The 18,234-nt window shown below is 67.7% G+C and carries 10 protein-coding genes; 8 read left to right on the top strand and 2 right to left on the bottom strand.

Annotated features, from left to right (window positions below):
* Positions 1-319: 319 nt before the first annotated feature.
* Positions 320-2,773: a SpoIIE family protein phosphatase gene (locus tag OG574_RS09820; protein WP_326772829.1), complete on the bottom strand. Its 2,454-nt coding sequence runs from the start codon at positions 2,771-2,773 to the stop codon at positions 320-322.
* Positions 2,774-4,340: 1,567 nt separating this feature from the next.
* On the opposite strand from OG574_RS09820, the gene OG574_RS09815 reads away from it, so the two are divergent.
* Both OG574_RS09815 and OG574_RS09810 read left to right on the top strand, forming a co-directional pair.
* The gene (locus OG574_RS09815; protein ID WP_326772828.1) at positions 4,341-6,668 is read left to right on the top strand and encodes an ATP-binding SpoIIE family protein phosphatase; all 2,328 of its coding nucleotides are present in this window, start codon (positions 4,341-4,343) and stop codon (positions 6,666-6,668) included.
* An 879-nt stretch (positions 6,669-7,547) separates the two neighbouring features.
* Positions 7,548-8,036 (top strand): VOC family protein, encoded by a 489-nt coding sequence (locus OG574_RS09810; protein ID WP_326772827.1) that lies wholly within the window; start codon positions 7,548-7,550, stop codon positions 8,034-8,036.
* A gap of 731 nt (positions 8,037-8,767) precedes the next feature.
* Here the strand turns inward: OG574_RS09810 and OG574_RS09805 are convergent.
* On the bottom strand, positions 8,768-9,823 hold the full coding sequence (locus OG574_RS09805; protein ID WP_326772826.1) for a LacI family DNA-binding transcriptional regulator: 1,056 nt from the start codon (positions 9,821-9,823) through the stop codon (positions 8,768-8,770).
* A 222-nt stretch (positions 9,824-10,045) separates the two neighbouring features.
* Here OG574_RS09805 and OG574_RS09800 point away from each other — a divergent pair, with 222 nt between their 5' ends.
* From OG574_RS09800 to OG574_RS09775, 6 genes are all read left to right on the top strand, one after another.
* Positions 10,046-11,773, top strand: a complete 1,728-nt coding sequence (locus OG574_RS09800; RefSeq protein ID WP_326772825.1) for an ABC transporter substrate-binding protein — start codon at positions 10,046-10,048, stop codon at positions 11,771-11,773.
* Between the two features lie 207 nt (positions 11,774-11,980).
* Positions 11,981-12,976 (top strand): ABC transporter permease, encoded by a 996-nt coding sequence (locus OG574_RS09795; protein ID WP_326772824.1) that lies wholly within the window; start codon positions 11,981-11,983, stop codon positions 12,974-12,976.
* Positions 12,973-13,914 (top strand): ABC transporter permease, encoded by a 942-nt coding sequence (locus OG574_RS09790; RefSeq protein ID WP_326772823.1) that lies wholly within the window; start codon positions 12,973-12,975, stop codon positions 13,912-13,914. The genes OG574_RS09795 and OG574_RS09790 overlap by 4 nt, the downstream gene beginning before the upstream one ends.
* A gap of 5 nt (positions 13,915-13,919) precedes the next feature.
* Positions 13,920-14,861, top strand: a complete 942-nt coding sequence (locus tag OG574_RS09785) for an ABC transporter ATP-binding protein (RefSeq protein ID WP_326772822.1) — start codon at positions 13,920-13,922, stop codon at positions 14,859-14,861.
* Positions 14,861-15,751, top strand: coding sequence for an ABC transporter ATP-binding protein (locus OG574_RS09780; protein WP_326772821.1), 891 nt, complete (start codon positions 14,861-14,863; stop codon positions 15,749-15,751). The genes OG574_RS09785 and OG574_RS09780 overlap by 1 nt, the downstream gene beginning before the upstream one ends.
* Positions 15,748-18,159, top strand: a complete 2,412-nt coding sequence (locus OG574_RS09775; RefSeq protein WP_326772820.1) for a glycoside hydrolase family 2 protein — start codon at positions 15,748-15,750, stop codon at positions 18,157-18,159. The genes OG574_RS09780 and OG574_RS09775 overlap by 4 nt, the downstream gene beginning before the upstream one ends.
* Positions 18,160-18,234: the final 75 nt, after the last annotated feature.

Here is an 18,234-nt window from a genome sequence, read left to right as displayed (position 1 = left end):
GGTGGTGAGGAGCTGCGCGACACCGCGGATCAGGGCGGAACTGTCCCGCGGTGGCTCGCCGAAACGGCCCAGCAGGCATGGGGTCTTCACCTCGCGGGACGGGCCACGATACGGGATGTCGCCTTCGCCCACTTGGGGTTCAGCGACTGAGAATCCTCGCCCAGCCTGGTACGGCTTCCGCGTGGCGGATACCGCCCAGGGTGTCTCGGCAGCCCGGCGTCGGATCGGCGATCATGTTCTCAGTCAGCACGAGCACCCGCATCACCGGAGCCGAGGCCACCGTGAGCGTCCACCGGGCAAGCGGCCCCGAGGTCCGGAGCTACCTGGCAACGGCATCAGCGCTGTTGGGGAGGGGTTGCTCGGCCCAGATGGTTTTGCCGCGGGGGTGGTAGCGGGTGCCCCATAGCTGGGTGAGCTGGGCGACCATGTACAGCCCGCGTCCTCCCTCGTCGGTCTCCAGTGCGCGCCGGATGTGGGGGGAGGTGCTGCTGCCGTCGGTGACCTCGCAGATCAGGTTGCCGTCGCGGATCAGCCGCAACTGGATCGGCGGGCTGCCGTAGCGGATGGCATTGGTGACCAGTTCGCTGACCACGAGTTCCGTGGTGAACTCCAGTTCCTCCAGGCCCCATTCGGCCAGTTTCCGGTTCGCGAGCGCGCGTGCCTCGCCAACGACCTCGGGCTCGGCCGCCAGATCCCAGGTGACGTGCCGGTCCGGGGCAAGCCCGTGTACCCGCGCTACGAGCAGGGCCGCATCGTCCTGCGGGCAGGCCGGCATCAAGTGGCGGATCATCGCGTCGCAGACACCGTCGAGCCCAGGCGGAGGGGTGAGCTGGGTGTCGGACAGTGCCTCGCGGAGCCGTGCGAGAGCAGTCTCCGCGCTCTGCTCCGGTGCGTGCGCCGGGCCGTCGGTGTACAACACGAGCAGTTCCCCGTCAGCCAGAATCACCTCGCCGCTCTCGAACGGGGCTCCGCCGCGACCGAGCGGAGGATCGCCGGGCAGATCGATGAACTCGACCTTCCCGTCCGCCGTCACCCGCGCAGGTGGCGGATGTCCCGCCCGCGCCACCGTGCATCGCCGTGCGATGGGATCGAACACCGCGTACACGCATGTCGTTCCGGCCGCCCCGCCTGTGAGTCCCTCCCGATGTTCCTCCTGGAACCGGTTGACCTGGTCATCCAGATGGGTGAGCAACTCCTCAGGCGACAGGTCGAGATCCGCGAGGGTGCGCACCGCGGTACGCAGCCGTCCCATGGTCACCGCCGACTGCAGGCCATGCCCGACCACATCTCCCACCACCAAGGCCACCCGCGCGCCCGACAGCGGAATCACGTCGAACCAGGCACCACCCAGCACCGCGTGACCGCAGGCCGGCAGATAGCGTGACGCCACTTCCACAGCACCGAGCATCGGTATCTGCTGCGGCAGCAGACTGCGTTGCAGCGCCAATGCCGTCGTCCGCTCGCGGGTGTACCGCCTCGCGTTGTCGATGCACACGGCGGCACGCGCCACAAAATCCTCGGCCAGCAGCACGTCGTCCGCCTCGAACGCATGCGTCCCCCGGTGGCGTAGGAAGACCGCCGCACCGAGCGCGGCTCCTCGCGCGAACATCGGTACCAGCAGCCACGAGTGGACGCCGTATTCGCGGACCAACGCGGCCCGTTGAGGGGCAACCGCGGTGATGGCGGCTATCACCTCTTCGCTCGTCAGTAGCAGGGGTTCGCCACTGGCCAAAGCACGGGTGAACAAGGACCTGGCCCCGGAGGTGAACGGGTCGACGTCCCCCGTCGCGACCACTGGTTCCAGCGGACCCTCAGGGACAGTCGAACTTGCCGCACGGCGCAGTGGCATGGCCTCGGAGACGGGACCGGCAACTGGCTCATCGCCCCCGAACACCGAGTCCAGTAGGTTGACATAGGAATGATCGGCCAGGAGGGGGACGGCCACGTCAGTCAGTTCCTGCGCGGTGTGCAGGACGTCAAGTGTGCTGCCGATCTTCGCGCTCGCGTCGTTGACCAGGGCCAGCCGCTCCCGTGCCCGGACTCGCTCGGTCACTTCGAACACCACGTGTGCCAGTCCGATCACCTCGTCGGAGTCGCTTCGCAGCGGAACGATTGTCTCCGAAAAGGCTTGGTACCGGTCCGGGTCATCGGGAGCCCGGGCGTGCACCTCAGTGGCGACCAGCGCTTCACCGGTGGCCAGGACCTGCCGCTGGCGGCTCTCGAAGGCCGTCATGTCCATCACTCCGGCCGGGGCCACCTCCCGCATGGTGCGCCCCAGGGAATCCTGGTTCCTGAAACCTTTCAAGCGCCGTGCATTTTGGGCGACAAAGCGGAACTGGGTGTCGAATACGTCGATGTGGAAAGGCGATTCGGTGAACAAGCCTTTCAGGAGTGCGCGGCCGAGATTCTTTCGGCGTACGGCATCGGCGCTCTCCGCCTGGACCAGCCAATACGGCTCACCGGTGGTGGACACGAGGGAATGGGCCCACATACCGACCTCGACTCGGCTGCCATCCCGGTGTCGCAGCGCTATCGCCCCGAGGGCGGTGGCCTCCCGCCCTCGGCAGCGCTCCACGAGACCGGCGGCGTCGGCATGGAAATACAGCAGGTCTGCCCCGCGCCGCCCGCGGACTTCCTCGGCGGTGTAATCAAGCAGCCGCTGGGCACCTGGGCTCCAGCCCGTCAGCACACCCTGCCCATCGACCGTGGCGTATCCCTTGTCGCCCGGCTCGGGGAGATCGCCGAGGGTGCCGTGGAACATGGCGTCGTGCATGTGTCACACCCGCTCCGAGACCCGCGCCACTTGGTTGTGCCACACCTCAGGAAATTTCGCTGCCGTATAGAGGGCGTTATTTCGCTGGCCGGGTCCGACAATTCCGCATCCAACTCTATCGTCGAGTCGTGCCTCCTGCGAGTCAGCGAACCGCGGTGATCAGTGCGCAGAACAGCCTGGTGGCGGGTGCCTTGGCTACGGTGTTCTCTGGATGCCATTGGGCGCCGAGGAACCTGTCGAGCGTGGAAACTCCGGTTCGGGCCGTTGACCAGGTCGATTGTCTGAGCGAGACCACCGGGGTGGCTTACCTGCCTGTATGCCCTGGGGGGGGGTGGTTCGGTGAGCCCAGATTCCACTGGTTCGAGAGGTAGCAGTGCGGGAACGCCTTGCTGGTGTCTCGCGGATTGCGGTGAAGGTTTCCGTCGACGCTGCCGTACTCGTCCATGTACCACTCGATGGTGACCTTGACCCGAGCCGGAAGAGGTACGTGCTGGTACTCGCGGCCTTGCGATGCTGGAGCCGTATGCGGTCATCACGAGGTTCCTGATCGTCTGGGTGACCCAGTCGGCTGTGGGGTGCGCCGTGGTGCCGAGGATCCAGATCCGGCGCGTGGTGTGTTCGACGGCGGCGAGGATGTACTGCCGCCGGCCGGTCAGGGTGATGGTCTCGATGAAGTCCACGGCGAGGAGCACGTCGGCCTGGGAGCGGAGGAAGGCGGCCTAGGTGACGGTGGTCCGGCTCGGATGGAGCGGACGGTGCGCGGGCGCCCGGGCTGCTTGTTGCAGGAGGCTCTCGCATGGCGCCGCCGGAGCAGGTCGCGATGCCGTCGCAAGATGGTGTCGGGACGGACGAGCAGCCGCAGCCGGCGCAGCACCGCATGGGGCAGCGGGGCCAGGAGCGCGGCGAGGCGATCCGGTCTGCGGCACTGAACTTCACTTTTGACGAGCCGAGTTGGCGCTCGAGAACAGCGAGCTGGTGGTGTAGGGCGAGGATTTCGGCGGCCTTGGCGTGGTCACTCGTGCGCAGCAGGCGCAGGGAGGCGAAGAGGTGAGCAGCGGTCAGGTATGTGAGACGGAACAGCACGAGTGACCATCCTGCCGCGCTGTGCGATCGACGCCATGACTGCGGTGACCTGCTCGGACGTAATTATCGGCACACACAGTGCTGGAACAGTGCCTCCAGCTGGGCTGGTGCGGTTCTTCGGTGAGTCCACAGCTCTCTCCCACACAGGGCACACGACATAACGTACAACTGATGTGCCGAGCTGCTGCCTCGGGGTCCGTAATCAGGCATGCCGATGACCGGCCAGGGAGCCGTGGTTGGTTGGCCTTAGGCGCCCTCGGACGGCCCAGAGGCGGCTCCGCTTTGTGTAGCTCTGGCCGAGCCGGATCCCCGCGAGCGTGGCCGGCGGGGAGCTGCGCGCGGAGAGACGGCGCGCAGAGTAACGGCTCCGGAGGGCGGTTGAGTCCCGGGGAATGCTCAGATCTTTGACGGCAGATCCTGGATAGTCCTGGTGGGAGGCGGGCTGAGCCGATCGGCGTAACGATGGGTGTGGAGGTGTTTTCGAATGCCCAGCGGTGACGTGCTCGTACTCATCGATGAGAGCGGCCGGGTGATCGAGTGGGGGCGTCCGGCCGAGGAGCTGTTCGGTTGGTCCGCCGAAGAGGCCGTCGGCCAGTCCGTGACCGCGCTCATGCGTGAGGTCGCCGCTGAGGGCGAACGGTGGGGGGAGAGCTTCTCGGATGCGGCCGCGGTGCTGGTCAAGCCGGTACTTCGAGGTACTTCCGTGTTGTGGCAGATGCTCGCAGCGGGGGACACCATGTCGGGACGGGACGTGGCAATCTTGAAGGCTGCGTTCACTCAATCCCCAGTGGGACTGCACGTCCTCGACAATCAGCTTCGCGTGGTCCGCATGAGCACCGCCACCGGCGGGCCCCATGACACACCAGTGAGGCACCTGCTGGGCAGGCATTTCACCGAGGCGTGTGAACTCGAAGACCCCGAGGAAGAAGCCGCTGTGGCGCAAAGGGTCCTGGAGAGCGGAGAACCGGTCGTGAACCGGCTCGTCCGGCGCATCAAGGCACCAGGCCAGCCCACGCACCGTATCCACTCCGTCTCCTACTTCCGCTTGGAGGACTCCGTCGGCAATGTGATCGGACTGGTGGCATCCACGGTCGACGTCACCGAGCGAGAGAACGCACAGAACCGCCTGGCCGTCCTGGACACGGTCCGCACACGAGTCGGGCACCGGCTGAACGTGATGGATGTCTGCCGGGAGCTGGTGGAGGCAGTAGTGCCTGCCTTCGCCGGCATCGCCGACGTCTCGGTGATCGAAGACGTCGTCCGCGGAGAGGACCCTCCCCCGGTACCCGTCCACCGGGACGTTCCACTGCGCCGAGCAGCCTTCCAAGGCCGAATCGCGGGTCACCCGCTCGGAGTTGTGCGACCCCTGCCAACCGGCACCCCCTTCTCGGACGTCCTGTCCGACCTTCGGCCGCGCCTCGTGGCGATCGAGGAGGACAGCTCGTGGCTGGCCGTCGACCCGGCCCGAGCCGACGTCATCAGGCGATCCGATGCCCACTCCTTGATCGTGGCACCGCTGGCGTTGCGCGGTCATGCTCTGGGCGTGGTCAGCTTCTACCGCCACCGGCAAGAAGACCCCTTCGAAGAGGAGGACGTCGCGGTGGCGTCCGCCGTGTGTGCGCACGCTGCGCTCTGCATCGACAACGCCCGTCAGTTCATGCGCGAGTGGGTTATCGCGCGAACCGTCCAGCGCAGACTTCTCCCGCACCAACCGGCGACACATGCCACCGTGGAGATCTCCCAACTGGACCTTCCTGCTCCGGAGGGTGGCGGCGCGTGGTCCGACACGATCGCGCTGCCCGGCGCACGGACCGCGCTGATCGTCGGCGACGTGGCAGGGCAAGGCATCGCCGCCGCCATCACGATGGGACTCCTGCGGACGGCCGTCCATACACTCGCCGGCCTGGACCTGCAGCCCGACGAGCTGCTGGCCCGCCTCAGCGACACCGTGGCCCGTCTCGTGGCCGCCCGCGCAACGCTGCCTCCCACGGATCCCCTGAACCGCGAGCCGCTCACCGCCGGCTGCATTATCGCGATCTACGACCCGGTCGAACTCACCTGCACCATCGCCCGCGCTGGCCTCCCCGAGCCGGTCGCAGTTTTTCCCGACGACACCTCGGCCAGCCTGCCCGTTCCCCCAGGCCCCCAACTCGCCGAAACAGGCAACGCCCCATTCCCCGCGACCACCGTCGACCTCCCCGAAGGAAGCACTCTGGCGATGGGCACGGCCGCGCTCGCGGACGCGGTCCTGGCGCCATCCGGTCCGCTTCGCCCGCTCCTGGACGGCGCCAGCACAAGGCCCCTGCCGGATCTGCGTGACGACGTCGCGCAAGCGCTCATCGGCGGCCACCCGACCGGCGAGGCCCAGATGCTGCTCGCCCGGACGAAGGCGCTGCCGCAAGATCGGGTACTGACCCGCACCCTGCCTGCGGACCCCGAGGCCGCCCCGATCGCCCGCGCAGCGGCCCGCCGCCAACTGGAAGCTTGGGGAATGGACGAGGAAACGGCGTTCACCACCGAGCTCATCGTCAGCGAGCTCGTCGGCAACGCGGTCCGCTACGGCGCTCCGCCGCTGCAGCTACGCCTGATCTTCGAGCGGATGCTGACCTGCGAGGTCAGCGACACCGCGACCAGCGCTCCGCAGGTGAAACATGCCCGCACCATCGACGAGACAGGCCGAGGACTGTTCATCATCGCGAGCGTCGCGGAACAGTGGGGCACCCGCTATCAAACCCACGGAAAGACCGTTTGGGCAGAGCAACCGACAGGAATGTCAGCGGAGCGCCGAAACGGTGCCGGGCGCGCTTCGTGAGCGCGGCAGGCGGCGGCCCACCGCGCGGTGTCCCGGATCGCGAAATACGCCCGCCGCGTCGACCACGACGCGCACTGAGCCAGGCCTCAGCGCCACAAACGGCCCCGCTCCTATTGGGGCGGCACTGCGTGGGCGCCATGGTGGGCAATCAGTTCTTCTGGAAGTGGCACGGTGGTTGCTTGGCCTGGAGCCTAGTTGGCGCTCAACGCTGTGACCTGCGATTCAGTTGTCAGCGTTGGTCGCCGTCGTGCACCTGACGGCGCCCTTCGCTGCGCGCGACGGGGCCACGCAAGTGAGGACGAGCCTTCCCTCATCCGGTACTTGCCGTCAACGCCCCCCACGGTCCATGATCGCGGGGGCGCTGTGCCTGGTAGTCCATGGAGCCCCTATCGGATTCGAACAGGCGAGCTTCGCTTTTCAAGTTCGATCAGCTGAACCTCCTGCCTGGGTACCGAGCCTGCGACAGGCCATGGTGAGTGCCCCGGGAGGCGCCCAAAACCGATCCAGTCTGCTGACGTTGCCGTCAGAGTCTGCCGTCACGACGTATTCGACCCGAAGTAACTCGGGCGGCTTTTCCACCAGCGAACGCTGGGCTTTGGGCCTGCACTTTGTGCTCGACATGACGCGCCTGGTCCGGCGCTGATCTCCCGGGTCTTCGCCGGGCATTCAGGCGGCCTTACGCGAGGCGAGTTGCCGGGGGCCATCCGTCACTGAACCGACCTTCACGCCGGGGAGGATGAGCTCGCAGCGCCGCACTTTGTCCAGTAAGCGACAATTGTGGTATCAGCCGGTCCATGGATGGCCTGGAGTCGGCGCTGGGGTTCCCGCCGCTGGCGGCTTATCAGGGGTCATAACCGGCATCCGCCACGGGAGGTCGATGTGAGCACCCTGCAAGCACATCAGGACGGCGCAACGGACGTCGTAAAAGATCCGACCATCAATATGAGCCTCGAGGTCATCGTCATCCCGGTGGCTGATGTCGATCGTGCCCTGCGCTTCTACAGGAGCCTGGGATGGCGGCTCGACGCGGACTACGAAGCCGGCCCGGAGTTCCGGATCGTGCAGGTGACGCCACCGGGGTCCGTGGGCTCGGTCATCTTCGGCCGCGGGGTCACCCCTGTGGCACCGGGCTCCGCGCAGGGGCTCTACCTCGTGGTCTTCGACATCGACCGAGCTCGCACCGACCTGGTTGGCAGGGGCGTTGACGTGAGCGATGTCTTCCACAATGTCTACGACAACGGCGTCCAGGAGTCGGTGGACGGCCCCGATCCAGAGCGTCGCAGCTACGCCTCATACGCCTCGTTCAGTGATCCGGACGGCAATGGGTGGTTGCTGCAAGAGGTCCAGGTGCGACTGCCCGGACGGTGACTCCCGCGAGGTGCTCGGTTTCCCTACGTCATCGAGATGGGGAGTAGGGATCCGCGAGTCCCTGGGCGATGAGGAACTGGTGCCAGGTCGGGCCGGAGCGTTGCGGGGCGGGGTTGATGCCGGCGGCGTGCAGGATCTCCCAGACTGTGGGCCGGGCGATCGGGTGGCCGAGGCGGGCGATCCGCCTGTATCCGGCGGTGGCCCCAGCTGCTGTTCTCCCGGTCCAGGCGCAGGATGAGCTGTTTGATGGTGGGCGTGGTGGATGGTCTGCCGGGGCGGCTTCTCGGTGCGAACGTCCATTTCCAAGCGATGAGTTCACGGTGCCAGCGCAGCAGCGTAGTGGGGGTGACCGCGAAGACCTGGAGCCAGCGGTTGCGAGGATCGGCCGCGAGAGTACGGCGCGCCAGACTCGGTCGGCGGACCCGGGCGATCTGGCGGTGCAGCACGGCGTTCTCGTGTCGCACGCCAACACCTCCGCGTCCTCGGCCACGCGGCTGCGGCGCACGGCAGTGGGCACGGTGATCAGATCCGGACCAGCGTGGTGACGATCGACAACAGCATCGAAGGATCATTCCAGGCGCCGCGGAGGCCGTTTCCGCGCGCGGGGAAGCTGCAGGCCAGACCCAGAATCGTAGTTCCGAGCGGGACAGTTCGGAGCTCTGTGGTCCCTGAGGTTCCGGCAGTCCGTAGCCCCCACGGGGCCCGTGTCCTCGGCGCCCGCGGCGCGCGTGTCAGGGCCCGTCCGTCCCGAAAGGCGGTGCGGAGGATACGCGGGCCCGTGCCGTGCTGCCTCGCGGGATGAGCCGGGCAGGGGTGTCCTCGACGCCCTCGGCCCAGCCCTCCTCGATCAGCGTGAGCAGCGTGCGTGCAGCGTGTGTTCCGTACGCGGGGATGTCCCGGTTGAGCGCGGTGAGCGCCGGCCGTACCACCTGCGTCAGCTGTGAGTCGTCCCAGGCGACGAGGGAGAGTTCGCCCGGCACATCGAGGCCCAGCTCGTGGGCGACCGAGAGCCCGGCCACCGCCATGATGTCGTTGTCGAAGACGATCGCCGTGGGGCGTCGCGAGCCGATCAGAAGCCTGCGAACCGCCTGTGACCCTGCCTCGCCGGAGTAGTCGGTGTGCACCAACAACGGTTCTTCCAGACCGAGTTCGGCGCAGATGCGCAGATGAGCCCGGTCGCGCCGCCCTGTGTGGTCGAGCTCGGGAAGGCCCGCTACACGGGCGATAGCGCGGTGCCCGAGCGCGCTGAGGTAGCGCAGGGTCTCGCCGAGAGCGGCGGCGTCGTCCGACCACACGGCAGGCAGATCGCCGGCGCCGCTGGGGTGTCCGACGACCACCGCCGGCAGGCCGAGCTCCTTCGTCAGCTCGATCCGCGGGTCGTGCGCGCGAAGATCGGTCAGGAAGACGCCGTCCACCCGTCCCTCGCCCCACCAGCGGCTGTAGATCTCGATCTCCTGGGCGGGATCGGCGACCACTTGGAGGGTCAGCGCCTTGTCCCGAGCGGCCAGTTCGTCCTCCATGCCACTGATGAGCTCCATGAAGAACGGTTCGGAACCAAGGACTTGTGCGGGCCGCGGGAGCACCAGCCCGACGGCGTCGGCACGCGCGCGGGTCAGTGCGCGCGCGGCGCTGTTGGGCCGCCAGCCGATCTCATGCGCGATCTTCTTGATCTCGGCCCGGGTGACGGGGGAGACGCCCGGCCGGTCGTTGAGCGCGTAGGACACCGCTCCTTTGGAGACTCCGGCACGACGCGCGATGTCGGCGATCGTGGGGCGCCGCTTGGTCATGCATCCTCACTTAACCGTTTCGTGACGAGAGCAGCATCCTAGCGCGGACCGCTTCACCTGGGGATACCCCGTCCGTCGATCAAGAGCCCCCAGGATTCAGGGAATTGACTGGGGTGGGAGCGCTCCCGCATGTATTGACACGAACCCGATGCGGATCGAGACTTCCCGCACTTACCCGGTTCAGTTGCTCCGCTCAGGGACGAGCGGGGAGGGAGTAATCCGATGCGCATCCGGGCGCGGTGGTTCACCTTGTTGGCCGTCGGCGGGCTCATCGCCACGGCATGCACGAGCGGTGGCTCGTCGACCGACGGCGACAAGAGCGGCGGCACCTCCGGCGGTGGTGCGATGGCCCGCAACGAAACCCTGTACACGACGGGCACTCAGTGGGGCCCTCCCGCCAACTACAACCCCCTGCACAACTGGGACCACGCGACGGGCACCAAGGGCCTGGCCTACGAGACCCTGTTCCACTTCGACCCGAACTCGGGGAAGTTGACACCGTGGCTCGCCGAGTCCGGCTCCTGGACCGGCGACAAGACGTACGAGTTGAAGCTGCGCTCCGGGATCATGTGGTCGGACGGCAAGCCGATGACCGCCAAGGACGTCGTCTACTCGTACGAGATCGGCAAGATCGAGGCGTCGAGCTTCCACACGCTGTGGGGCTGGCTGTCCAAGGCGGAGGCGGTCGATGACCACACCGTCCGCTTCACCTTCAAGCAGGCGCGTTACCAGGAGTGGGACTACACCCTCTACGGGCAGCCCATCGTGCCCGAGCACGTGTGGAGCAAGCGCTCCGACGAGCAGGTACTCAACGGCGTCAACGACAAGCCGGTGGTCTCCGGCGCGTACACCCTCAAGAGCCACTCTCAGGACCGGGTGATCTGGCAGCGGCGCGACGACTGGTGGGGCGTGAAGGCGCTCAACATGAAGCCCGCTCCCAAGTACATCGTCGACATCTCCAACCCCAGCAACGAGATCGTCATCGGCCAGCTCAACCAGGGGCAACTCGACCTGAGCAACAACTTCCTGCCCGGCGCCGCCTCCATGATCAAGGCCCACAAGGCCGTCTCGTACTACGACCAGGCGCCGTACATGCAGTCGGCCAACACAGCCTGGCTGGTGCCCAACACCACGAAGAAGCCGATGAACGACGCCGCCTTCCGCAAGGCACTCGCGTACTCCGTGGACGTGGGCAAGATCGTCAAGGGGGTCTACGGCAACCTGGTCAAGCCCGCGGACCCGACCGGACTGCTGCCGCAATGGGACAAGTACATCGACAAGTCCCTGACGTCGAAGGAGGGTTTCTCCTTCGACACGGCCGCGGCCAAGAAGACACTGGCGGATGCCGGTTACAAGGACACCGACGGCGACGGCTACGTCGAGAACAAGGACGGCTCGGCGATCAAGCTGAAGTTGCAGGTGCCGACCGGCTGGACCGACTGGATGGAGGCCGCGAAGGTCATCGCCGCCAGCGCGAAGGCCGCGGGCATCCGGGTCACCACGGACTTCCCCGACCAGAACGCGCTCAACAACCTGCGCGGCAAGGGGAACTTCGACCTCGTCATCAACAACGAGCGCCAGCTGTCCAACACCCCCTGGACGTACTACGAGTACATGTTCCAGCTGCCGATCCAGAAGCAGCAGAACACGGTCAACTTCGGCCGCTACGAGAACAAGGACGCCTGGAATCTCGTCCAGCAGCTCGGCGGCGTGAGGACCGACGACGAGGCCGGGATGAAGGCGGCCATCTCCAAGATCCAGGACATCCAGCTCAAGGAGATGCCCGTCATCCCGCTCTGGTACAACGGCCTGTGGTCGCAGGCCACCACCGGTGCGTGGACCAACTGGCCCTCGGACAAGGGCGATTCACACTACGCGCCCGCCCTGTGGCGCAACTGGCTGGAAATGGGCGGCTTCGAGATGCTGACCAAGATCAAGCCTGCCCATTGACCCTTTCGGCTCACGAGCAGCCCCGGACCCGTCATCGCGTGGGGGTGACGAGTCCGGGGTTCCGCCCCGGGCCCCCGGGGCGGAACCCCGAAAGGGCGCGCAGCACCCGGCTCGCGACGCCTCCCTGACAGCGGTCGCGGGCCGGGCCCGCACCCCGCCCGCTTCCCCTCCCACCTCCTGCCGCCGCGCCGATCCGGGAGATCTCCCTTGCTCCGCTACTTCGCCCGAAAGCTCCTCGTCTACGCGCTGACGTTCGTCGTCGCCGTCACCGTGAACTGGATGATCCCGCGCTTCATGCCGGGCGACCCCGTGTCCGCGATGATCTCCCGCGCCCGGGTCTCGCAGCCCGAGGCCGTGGACGCGATGCGCGCCTACTACAACAACCTGTTCGGTTTCGACCAGCCCATGTGGCAGCAGTACCTGCACTTCTGGGCGTCACTGATGCACGGTGACTTCGGCCTGTCCATCTGGGTGTTCCCCAAGCCCGTCAGCGAGGTCATCCTCGACGCACTTCCCTACACCCTGGCCCTGATGATTCCGGCGATCCTGCTCAGCTGGTTCGTCGGCAACTGGCTCGGCGCGCTCGCCGCCCGGCGCAAGATCCTCGACAACACCGTGCTGCCCGCCGGCTACGTGCTGACCGCGATGCCGTACATGTGGATCGCCGTGATCCTCGCCTGGCTGTTCAGCGCCAAGGCCGGATGGTTCCCCATCTCGGGCGGCTACAGCCTCGACATCCAGCCCAGCATGAGCGTCGACTTCTTCCTCGACGCCCTGCACCACTGGGTGCTGCCCTTCCTCTCCCTCTTCCTGGTGGCCCTGGGAGGCTGGGCGATCGGCATGCGCAACATGATCATTTACGAGCTGGAGTCGGACTACTCCTCCTACCTGGCCGCGCTCGGCGCACCCCACCGCCTCATCCGCCGATACGCCTTCCGCAACGCCGTCCTGCCTCAGATCACCGGGCTGGCACTCCAGTTGGGCGTCCTCGTCGCCGGCGCGCTGGTCACCGAGATCGTCTTCAACTATCCGGGCCTGGGCAACCTGATCCTGGCGGCCATTCAGAACCGGGACTTCTTCCTGCTGCAGGGCGCGTTTCTGTTCATCGTGCTCGGGGTCCTGATCGCCAATTTCCTCATCGACCTCGCATACGTCGTCGTCGACCCTCGCACCCGAACCGGCATGGCGGGAGGACAGTCGTGAGCACACTGCCACCCCAGCCCTCGGGCACTCCGGCGCCGGACGCAGTGGCCGAGACCGCGGGTCCCTCCGCGGCCGCCGCGCCGCCGCTCACCCCCGGCCGCGAGAGCCTGCACTACGCGGTCCGCAATCCGAAACTCCTCATCGGGCTCGCGATCGTGCTGGTCCTCCTGTTCGCCGGAGTGCTGGGACCACTGATCCTCGACTCCTCGGACCCCAACGCCTACGTCGGCCCGCAGGCCGCCGCACCCGACGGCAAGTACTGGCTGGGCACGACCACGTTCGGGCAGGACATCTACACCCAGTTCGTGTACGGCCTGCGCTCCACCTTCCTGGTCGGCGTGATCGGGGGCGGTATCGCCGCGATCGTCGCGATGCTGGTCGGCTTCCTCGCCGGATATCGCGGCGGCATCGTCGACGAGATCCTCAACATGCTCACCAACATCGTCCTGGTGATCCCGTCCCTGGCCGTCCTGCTCATCGTCAACGCCTACCTGGGTGTGCGCAGCGTCGGTGTGCAGGGGCTGTTCATCGGCCTCACGTCCTGGCCGTGGGCGGCGCGTGCGATCCGGGCGCAGACCTTCAGCCTGCGCTCGCGCGAGTTCGTGGACCTGGCGCGGCTCAGCGGCAGCCGCACCTGGCGGATCATCTTCCGCGAGATCGCGCCGAACATGAGCTCCTACCTGTTCATGACGTTCATCCTGCTGTTCGGCGGCTCGATCCTCATCGCCTCCTCGCTCGACTTCATCGGCCTCGGCCCCACCGAGGGCGTCTCGCTCGGCCTGATGCTGCAGAGCGCCCAGCAGTGGAGCGCCCTCCAACTCGGCATGTGGTGGTGGTTCGTGCCCCCGGGGATCGGCATCACCGCCGTAGTCGGTGCGCTGTATGTCGCCAATGTGGGTCTGGACGAGGTGTTCAACCCGAAGCTGAGGGAGTCGTAGACCGCATGACCCTGACCGTCAACGACCTCCGCGTCCACTACCGCACGCTGCGCGGTGAGGTCCGCGCTCTGGACGGCGTGAGCTTCGACATCGCCGACGGCGAGATACTCGGCCTGGTCGGCGAGTCCGGCTGCGGCAAGACCACGCTGGGCAAGTCCCTCATCCGCCTCGACGGCCGGATGCGCCACGTCGGCGGCTCCATGACCCTCGACGGCGACGACGTACCCATCGCCGACGACCGGGCGATGAACGCCTTCCGCTTCCGCCGCATCTCACTCGTGCCGCAGTACTCGATGAGCGCGATGAACCCGACCCGCCGCATCGGCCGGATGATCCGCGAACTGCTCGCCGCGCGCGGCGCTGACGTCGACACCCCCGAACTCCACCGCCGCCTCGCCCTCGTCGGCCTGGAACCCGACGTCCTGGACCGCTATCCGATCGAGTTGTCCGGTGGCATGAAGCAGCGCACCGTCATGGTGATCTCCACGCTGCTCGACCCCTCCCTCCTCATCGCCGACGAGGTGACGTCCGCACTCGACGTCTCCAACCAGAAGGCGGTCGCCGGAGCGCTCGTCGGATTGCGTGACAAGGGCCTGGTCACCAGCATGCTGTTCATCACCCACGACCTCGCGCTCACCTCGCACATCTCGGACACCATCATGGTCATGTACGCGGGACTGCTCGCCGAGAAGGCGCCCACCGAGATCCTCACCACCGAACCCCGGCACCCCTACAGCCGCCGACTGCTCGCCGCGCTGCCCAAGGTGGGTGTGCGCCGCTCCGAGGACCACCTCACGGGAATTGAGGGCAGCCCGCCCTCCCTGCTCAATCCGCCCACCGGCTGCCGGTTCCGCGACCGCTGCCCGCTGGCCGACGACCAGTGCGCCGCCCAGCCGCCGGTCGTGGAGGTCGCCCCCCGTCACTACGTAGCGTGCTGGAAGGCCTGATGCTGACACTCGACCGCGTCACCAAGACGTTTCGCACCGGGACCTTCTCCGGACAGGGCGTCACCGCCGTAGACCGGGTCTCCTTCGGTATCGATCCTGGTGAGGTCGTCACCCTGATCGGTGAGAGCGGCAGCGGCAAGTCCACCATCGGCCGCATGATCCTCGGTCTCACCCGGGTCAGTGCGGGATCGCTGACCCTCGACGGTGAGCCGGTGCGCTCCGGCAAGGAATACCACCGCCGCGTCCAGGGCGTGTTCCAGGACCCGTTCAGCTGCTTCAACCCGGTCTTCAAGGCGGACCGCGTCTTCGCGATGATCAAGGACGCCTACCATCCCCACGTGCCGGCCGCCGACTGGCGTACACGCGTGGAGAAAGTCGTACGCGATGTGCGCCTGGACCCCGCGCAGGTGCTCGGCAAGTACCCGCACCAGCTCAGCGGCGGTCAGCTCCAGCGGCTCCTCATCGCCCGCACCCTCCTGCTCGACCTGGAGTTCCTCGTCGCCGACGAGATCACCAGCATGCTCGACGCCTCGACCCGCATCGACGTCCTCAACCTCCTCGGCGACCTGCGCGAGCGCGGTCTCGGGGTCCTCTACATCACCCACGACCTGTCCCTGGGCACCTACCTCGCCGAACGGACGGTCGTCCTGCGTCACGGCCGCGTCGTCGAGCGCGGCGCCACGGAGATGGTGTTCGGCAACCCCCAGCACCCCTACACCCGCCACCTGCTGGCTGCCGTACCCCGCCTGGGCGTCGACTGGAGTGACGCGGAACCCGTCGAGATCTGCCTCTATCACGCGGCGGAAGCAACCGGGGACGTGTACGAACTGGAGCCCGATCACTACGTCGCCTGCGCTCAACTCCCGGACTGCGGAAGGACCCAGAAGTGATCACACGCCTCCACCTCCACGACGGCTGGAGGCTGAGCGCACACGGCGACATCCCGGTGACGCTGCCCCCCAAGGGCCTGCCGGCGACCGTCCCCGGCTGCGTCCACACCGACCTGCTCTCCGCCGACCTCATCGAGGACCCCTACCTCGACGACAACGAGACGCGACTGACCTGGATCGGCCGCACCGACTGGACGTACCGCACCACCTTCACCTGGCGGCGCGACGGACACGACCGCACCGATCTGCTCTTCGCCGGCCTGGACACCGTCGCCACCGTCCGACTCAACGGCACGGTCCTCGCCGAGACCGCCAACCAGCACCGCAGCTACCGCTTCCCGGTCCGCCACCTGCTGCACGAGGGCGACAACACCCTCGAAGTCCGCTTCACCGCGCCCTACACCTATGCCGAGGACCTGCGCGACCGGCTCGGCGAACGCCCGGGCGCCTACACCGAGCCGTACCCCTTCATCCGCAAGATGGCCTGCAACTTCGGCTGGGACTGGGGGCCCACGCTCGTCACCTCAGGAATCTGGCGGCCCGTCACCCTGGAGTCGTACAGCGGGGACCGCATCGCCCAGGTACGCCTGCTCGCTGACGCGGGCACCGACGGCGTGCCGCGCCTGACGGTGGCGCTCGATGTCGACCGGCTCGGCGGCACCGGCGAGTTGACGGCCGAGGTGGAGGTCGCAGGCGAACGGGCCCGGCTCAACGTTCCCGAGGGCCGCTCGTGCGGCCAGGTCAGCCTGCCGGTCCCGGACGCCGAACTGTGGTGGCCCCGCGGCTACGGCAAGCAACCGCTGTACGAGGTCACCGTGCGCCTGGGCGAGCAGGAATGGCGCGCCCGGACCGGATTCCGGGGCATCGAGCTGGAGCGCGAGGCCTTCCGTATCGCCGTCAACGGCGAACCGGTCTTCGTACGCGGCGTCAACTGGATCCCCGACGACTGCTTCCCCACCCGCCTCACCCGCGAGCGCATCGCCGCCCGCCTCGACCAGGCCGCCGAGGCCGGAGTCAACCTCGTACGGATCTGGGGCGGCGGCCTGTACGAGAGTGACGACTTCTACGAACTCGCCGACGAGAAAGGCCTGTTGGTCTGGCAGGACTTTCCCTTCGCCTGCGCCGCGTATCCCGAAGAGCAGCCGCTGTACGACGAGGTCGCGGCCGAGGCCCGCGAGAACATCGTCCGGCTGGCCCCGCACCCCTCGCTGGTGCTGTGGTGCGGCAACAACGAGAACCTTGAGGGGCACGCCGACTGGGGCTGGCAGGACCGTCTCAAGGGCCGCACCTGGGGTCACGGCTACTACCACCGCCTCCTCCCGGACCTTGTCGCGGAACTCGATCCCACCCGCCCCTACTGGCCCGGCTCGCCCTACTCCGGCGCCCCCGGCCGGCCCCCGCAGGACCCGACTCGCGGAACGGTCCACCTGTGGGACGTGTGGAACCGTGTCGACTACCGCACCTACGCGGAGCACGTGCCCCGGTTCGTCGCCGAGTTCGGCTTCCAAGGACCGCCCCCTTACGCCACCCTGCGCAAGGCCATCAGCGGTGAACTCTCCCTGGACTCCCCACTCCTGTCGGCACATCAGAAGGCCGACGACGGCCAGGGCAAGCTCCTGCGGGGCCTGGGTGACCACCTTCCGCAGCCTCGTGACTTCGACGACTGGCACTGGCTCACCCAGCTGAACCAGGCCCGCGCCGTCGCCTTCGGTATCCGCCACTTCCGTTCGCACGCCCCGTACTGCATGGGCACGGTCGTCTGGCAGCTCAACGACTGCTGGCCGGTCGTCTCCTGGTCGGCCGTCGACGTCGACGGCCGGCGCAAACCCCTCTGGTACGCGCTGCGCGAGGCATACGCCGACCGGATCCTCGTCGTGCGTGACGGAGCGGTGTACGCGGTCAACGACGGTCCACAGATCTGGGCGGGCCCCCTGCGCGTGGCCCGACGCGCCCTTTCCGGCATCATGCTCGCCGAGACGGAGCTGCCGGTCGACTGCGCGCCCCGGTCGGTGACACGCGTCGAGCTCCCGGTCGAGCTGACCGAGCCGGACGACAAGACCCGCGAGCTGCTGGTCGCCGAGCTCGGAGGGCAGCGCGTGGTCGAGTTCTACGCCGAAGACACCGAGGTGGCCTTCCCCTTCGCGGACCTTACCGCCCACGTCGACCCGCTCGGTCCGGGCGAGGCCGACGGCTACCGCGTCACAGTCAACGCGCACACCCTCGTACGGGATCTCGCGCTGTTCCCCGACCGGCTCGACCCGGCAGCCGAGGCCGACCGGGCGCTGGTCACCCTTCTGCCCGGCGAGCAGGCGACCTTCGAGGTCACCGGCGCCCGGCTCGACGATCCATCGGCGCTCAAGAGCCGACCTGTCCTGCGCTGCGTGAACGAGGCTACGGCGCCCGACTGAAACTCCTCGGGCCCGTCCCACCGCGTCCCCGCTGTCATGGGGCGGGCCCGAGGAGCTCGCACATTGCTCGGGAGG

The organism is Streptomyces sp. NBC_01445, from assembly GCF_035918235.1.
Lineage (GTDB): Bacteria > Actinomycetota > Actinomycetes > Streptomycetales > Streptomycetaceae > Streptomyces.
This window is presented reverse-complemented; position numbering and strand designations above follow the sequence as displayed.

What these genes read in the sequence shown, in the direction of transcription:
- OG574_RS09780 (WP_326772821.1), top strand. Translation starts at nt 14,861, where the DNA reads ATGCTGACACTCGACCGCGTCACCAAGACGTTTCGCACCGGGACCTTC.
- OG574_RS09815 (WP_326772828.1), top strand. Translation starts at nt 4,341, where the DNA reads ATGCCCAGCGGTGACGTGCTCGTACTCATCGATGAGAGCGGCCGGGTG.
- OG574_RS09800 (WP_326772825.1), top strand. Translation starts at nt 10,046, where the DNA reads ATGCGCATCCGGGCGCGGTGGTTCACCTTGTTGGCCGTCGGCGGGCTC.
- OG574_RS09805 (WP_326772826.1), bottom strand. Translation starts at nt 9,823, where the DNA reads ATGACCAAGCGGCGCCCCACGATCGCCGACATCGCGCGTCGTGCCGGA.
- OG574_RS09820 (WP_326772829.1), bottom strand. Translation starts at nt 2,773, where the DNA reads ATGCACGACGCCATGTTCCACGGCACCCTCGGCGATCTCCCCGAGCCG.
- OG574_RS09785 (WP_326772822.1), top strand. Translation starts at nt 13,920, where the DNA reads ATGACCCTGACCGTCAACGACCTCCGCGTCCACTACCGCACGCTGCGC.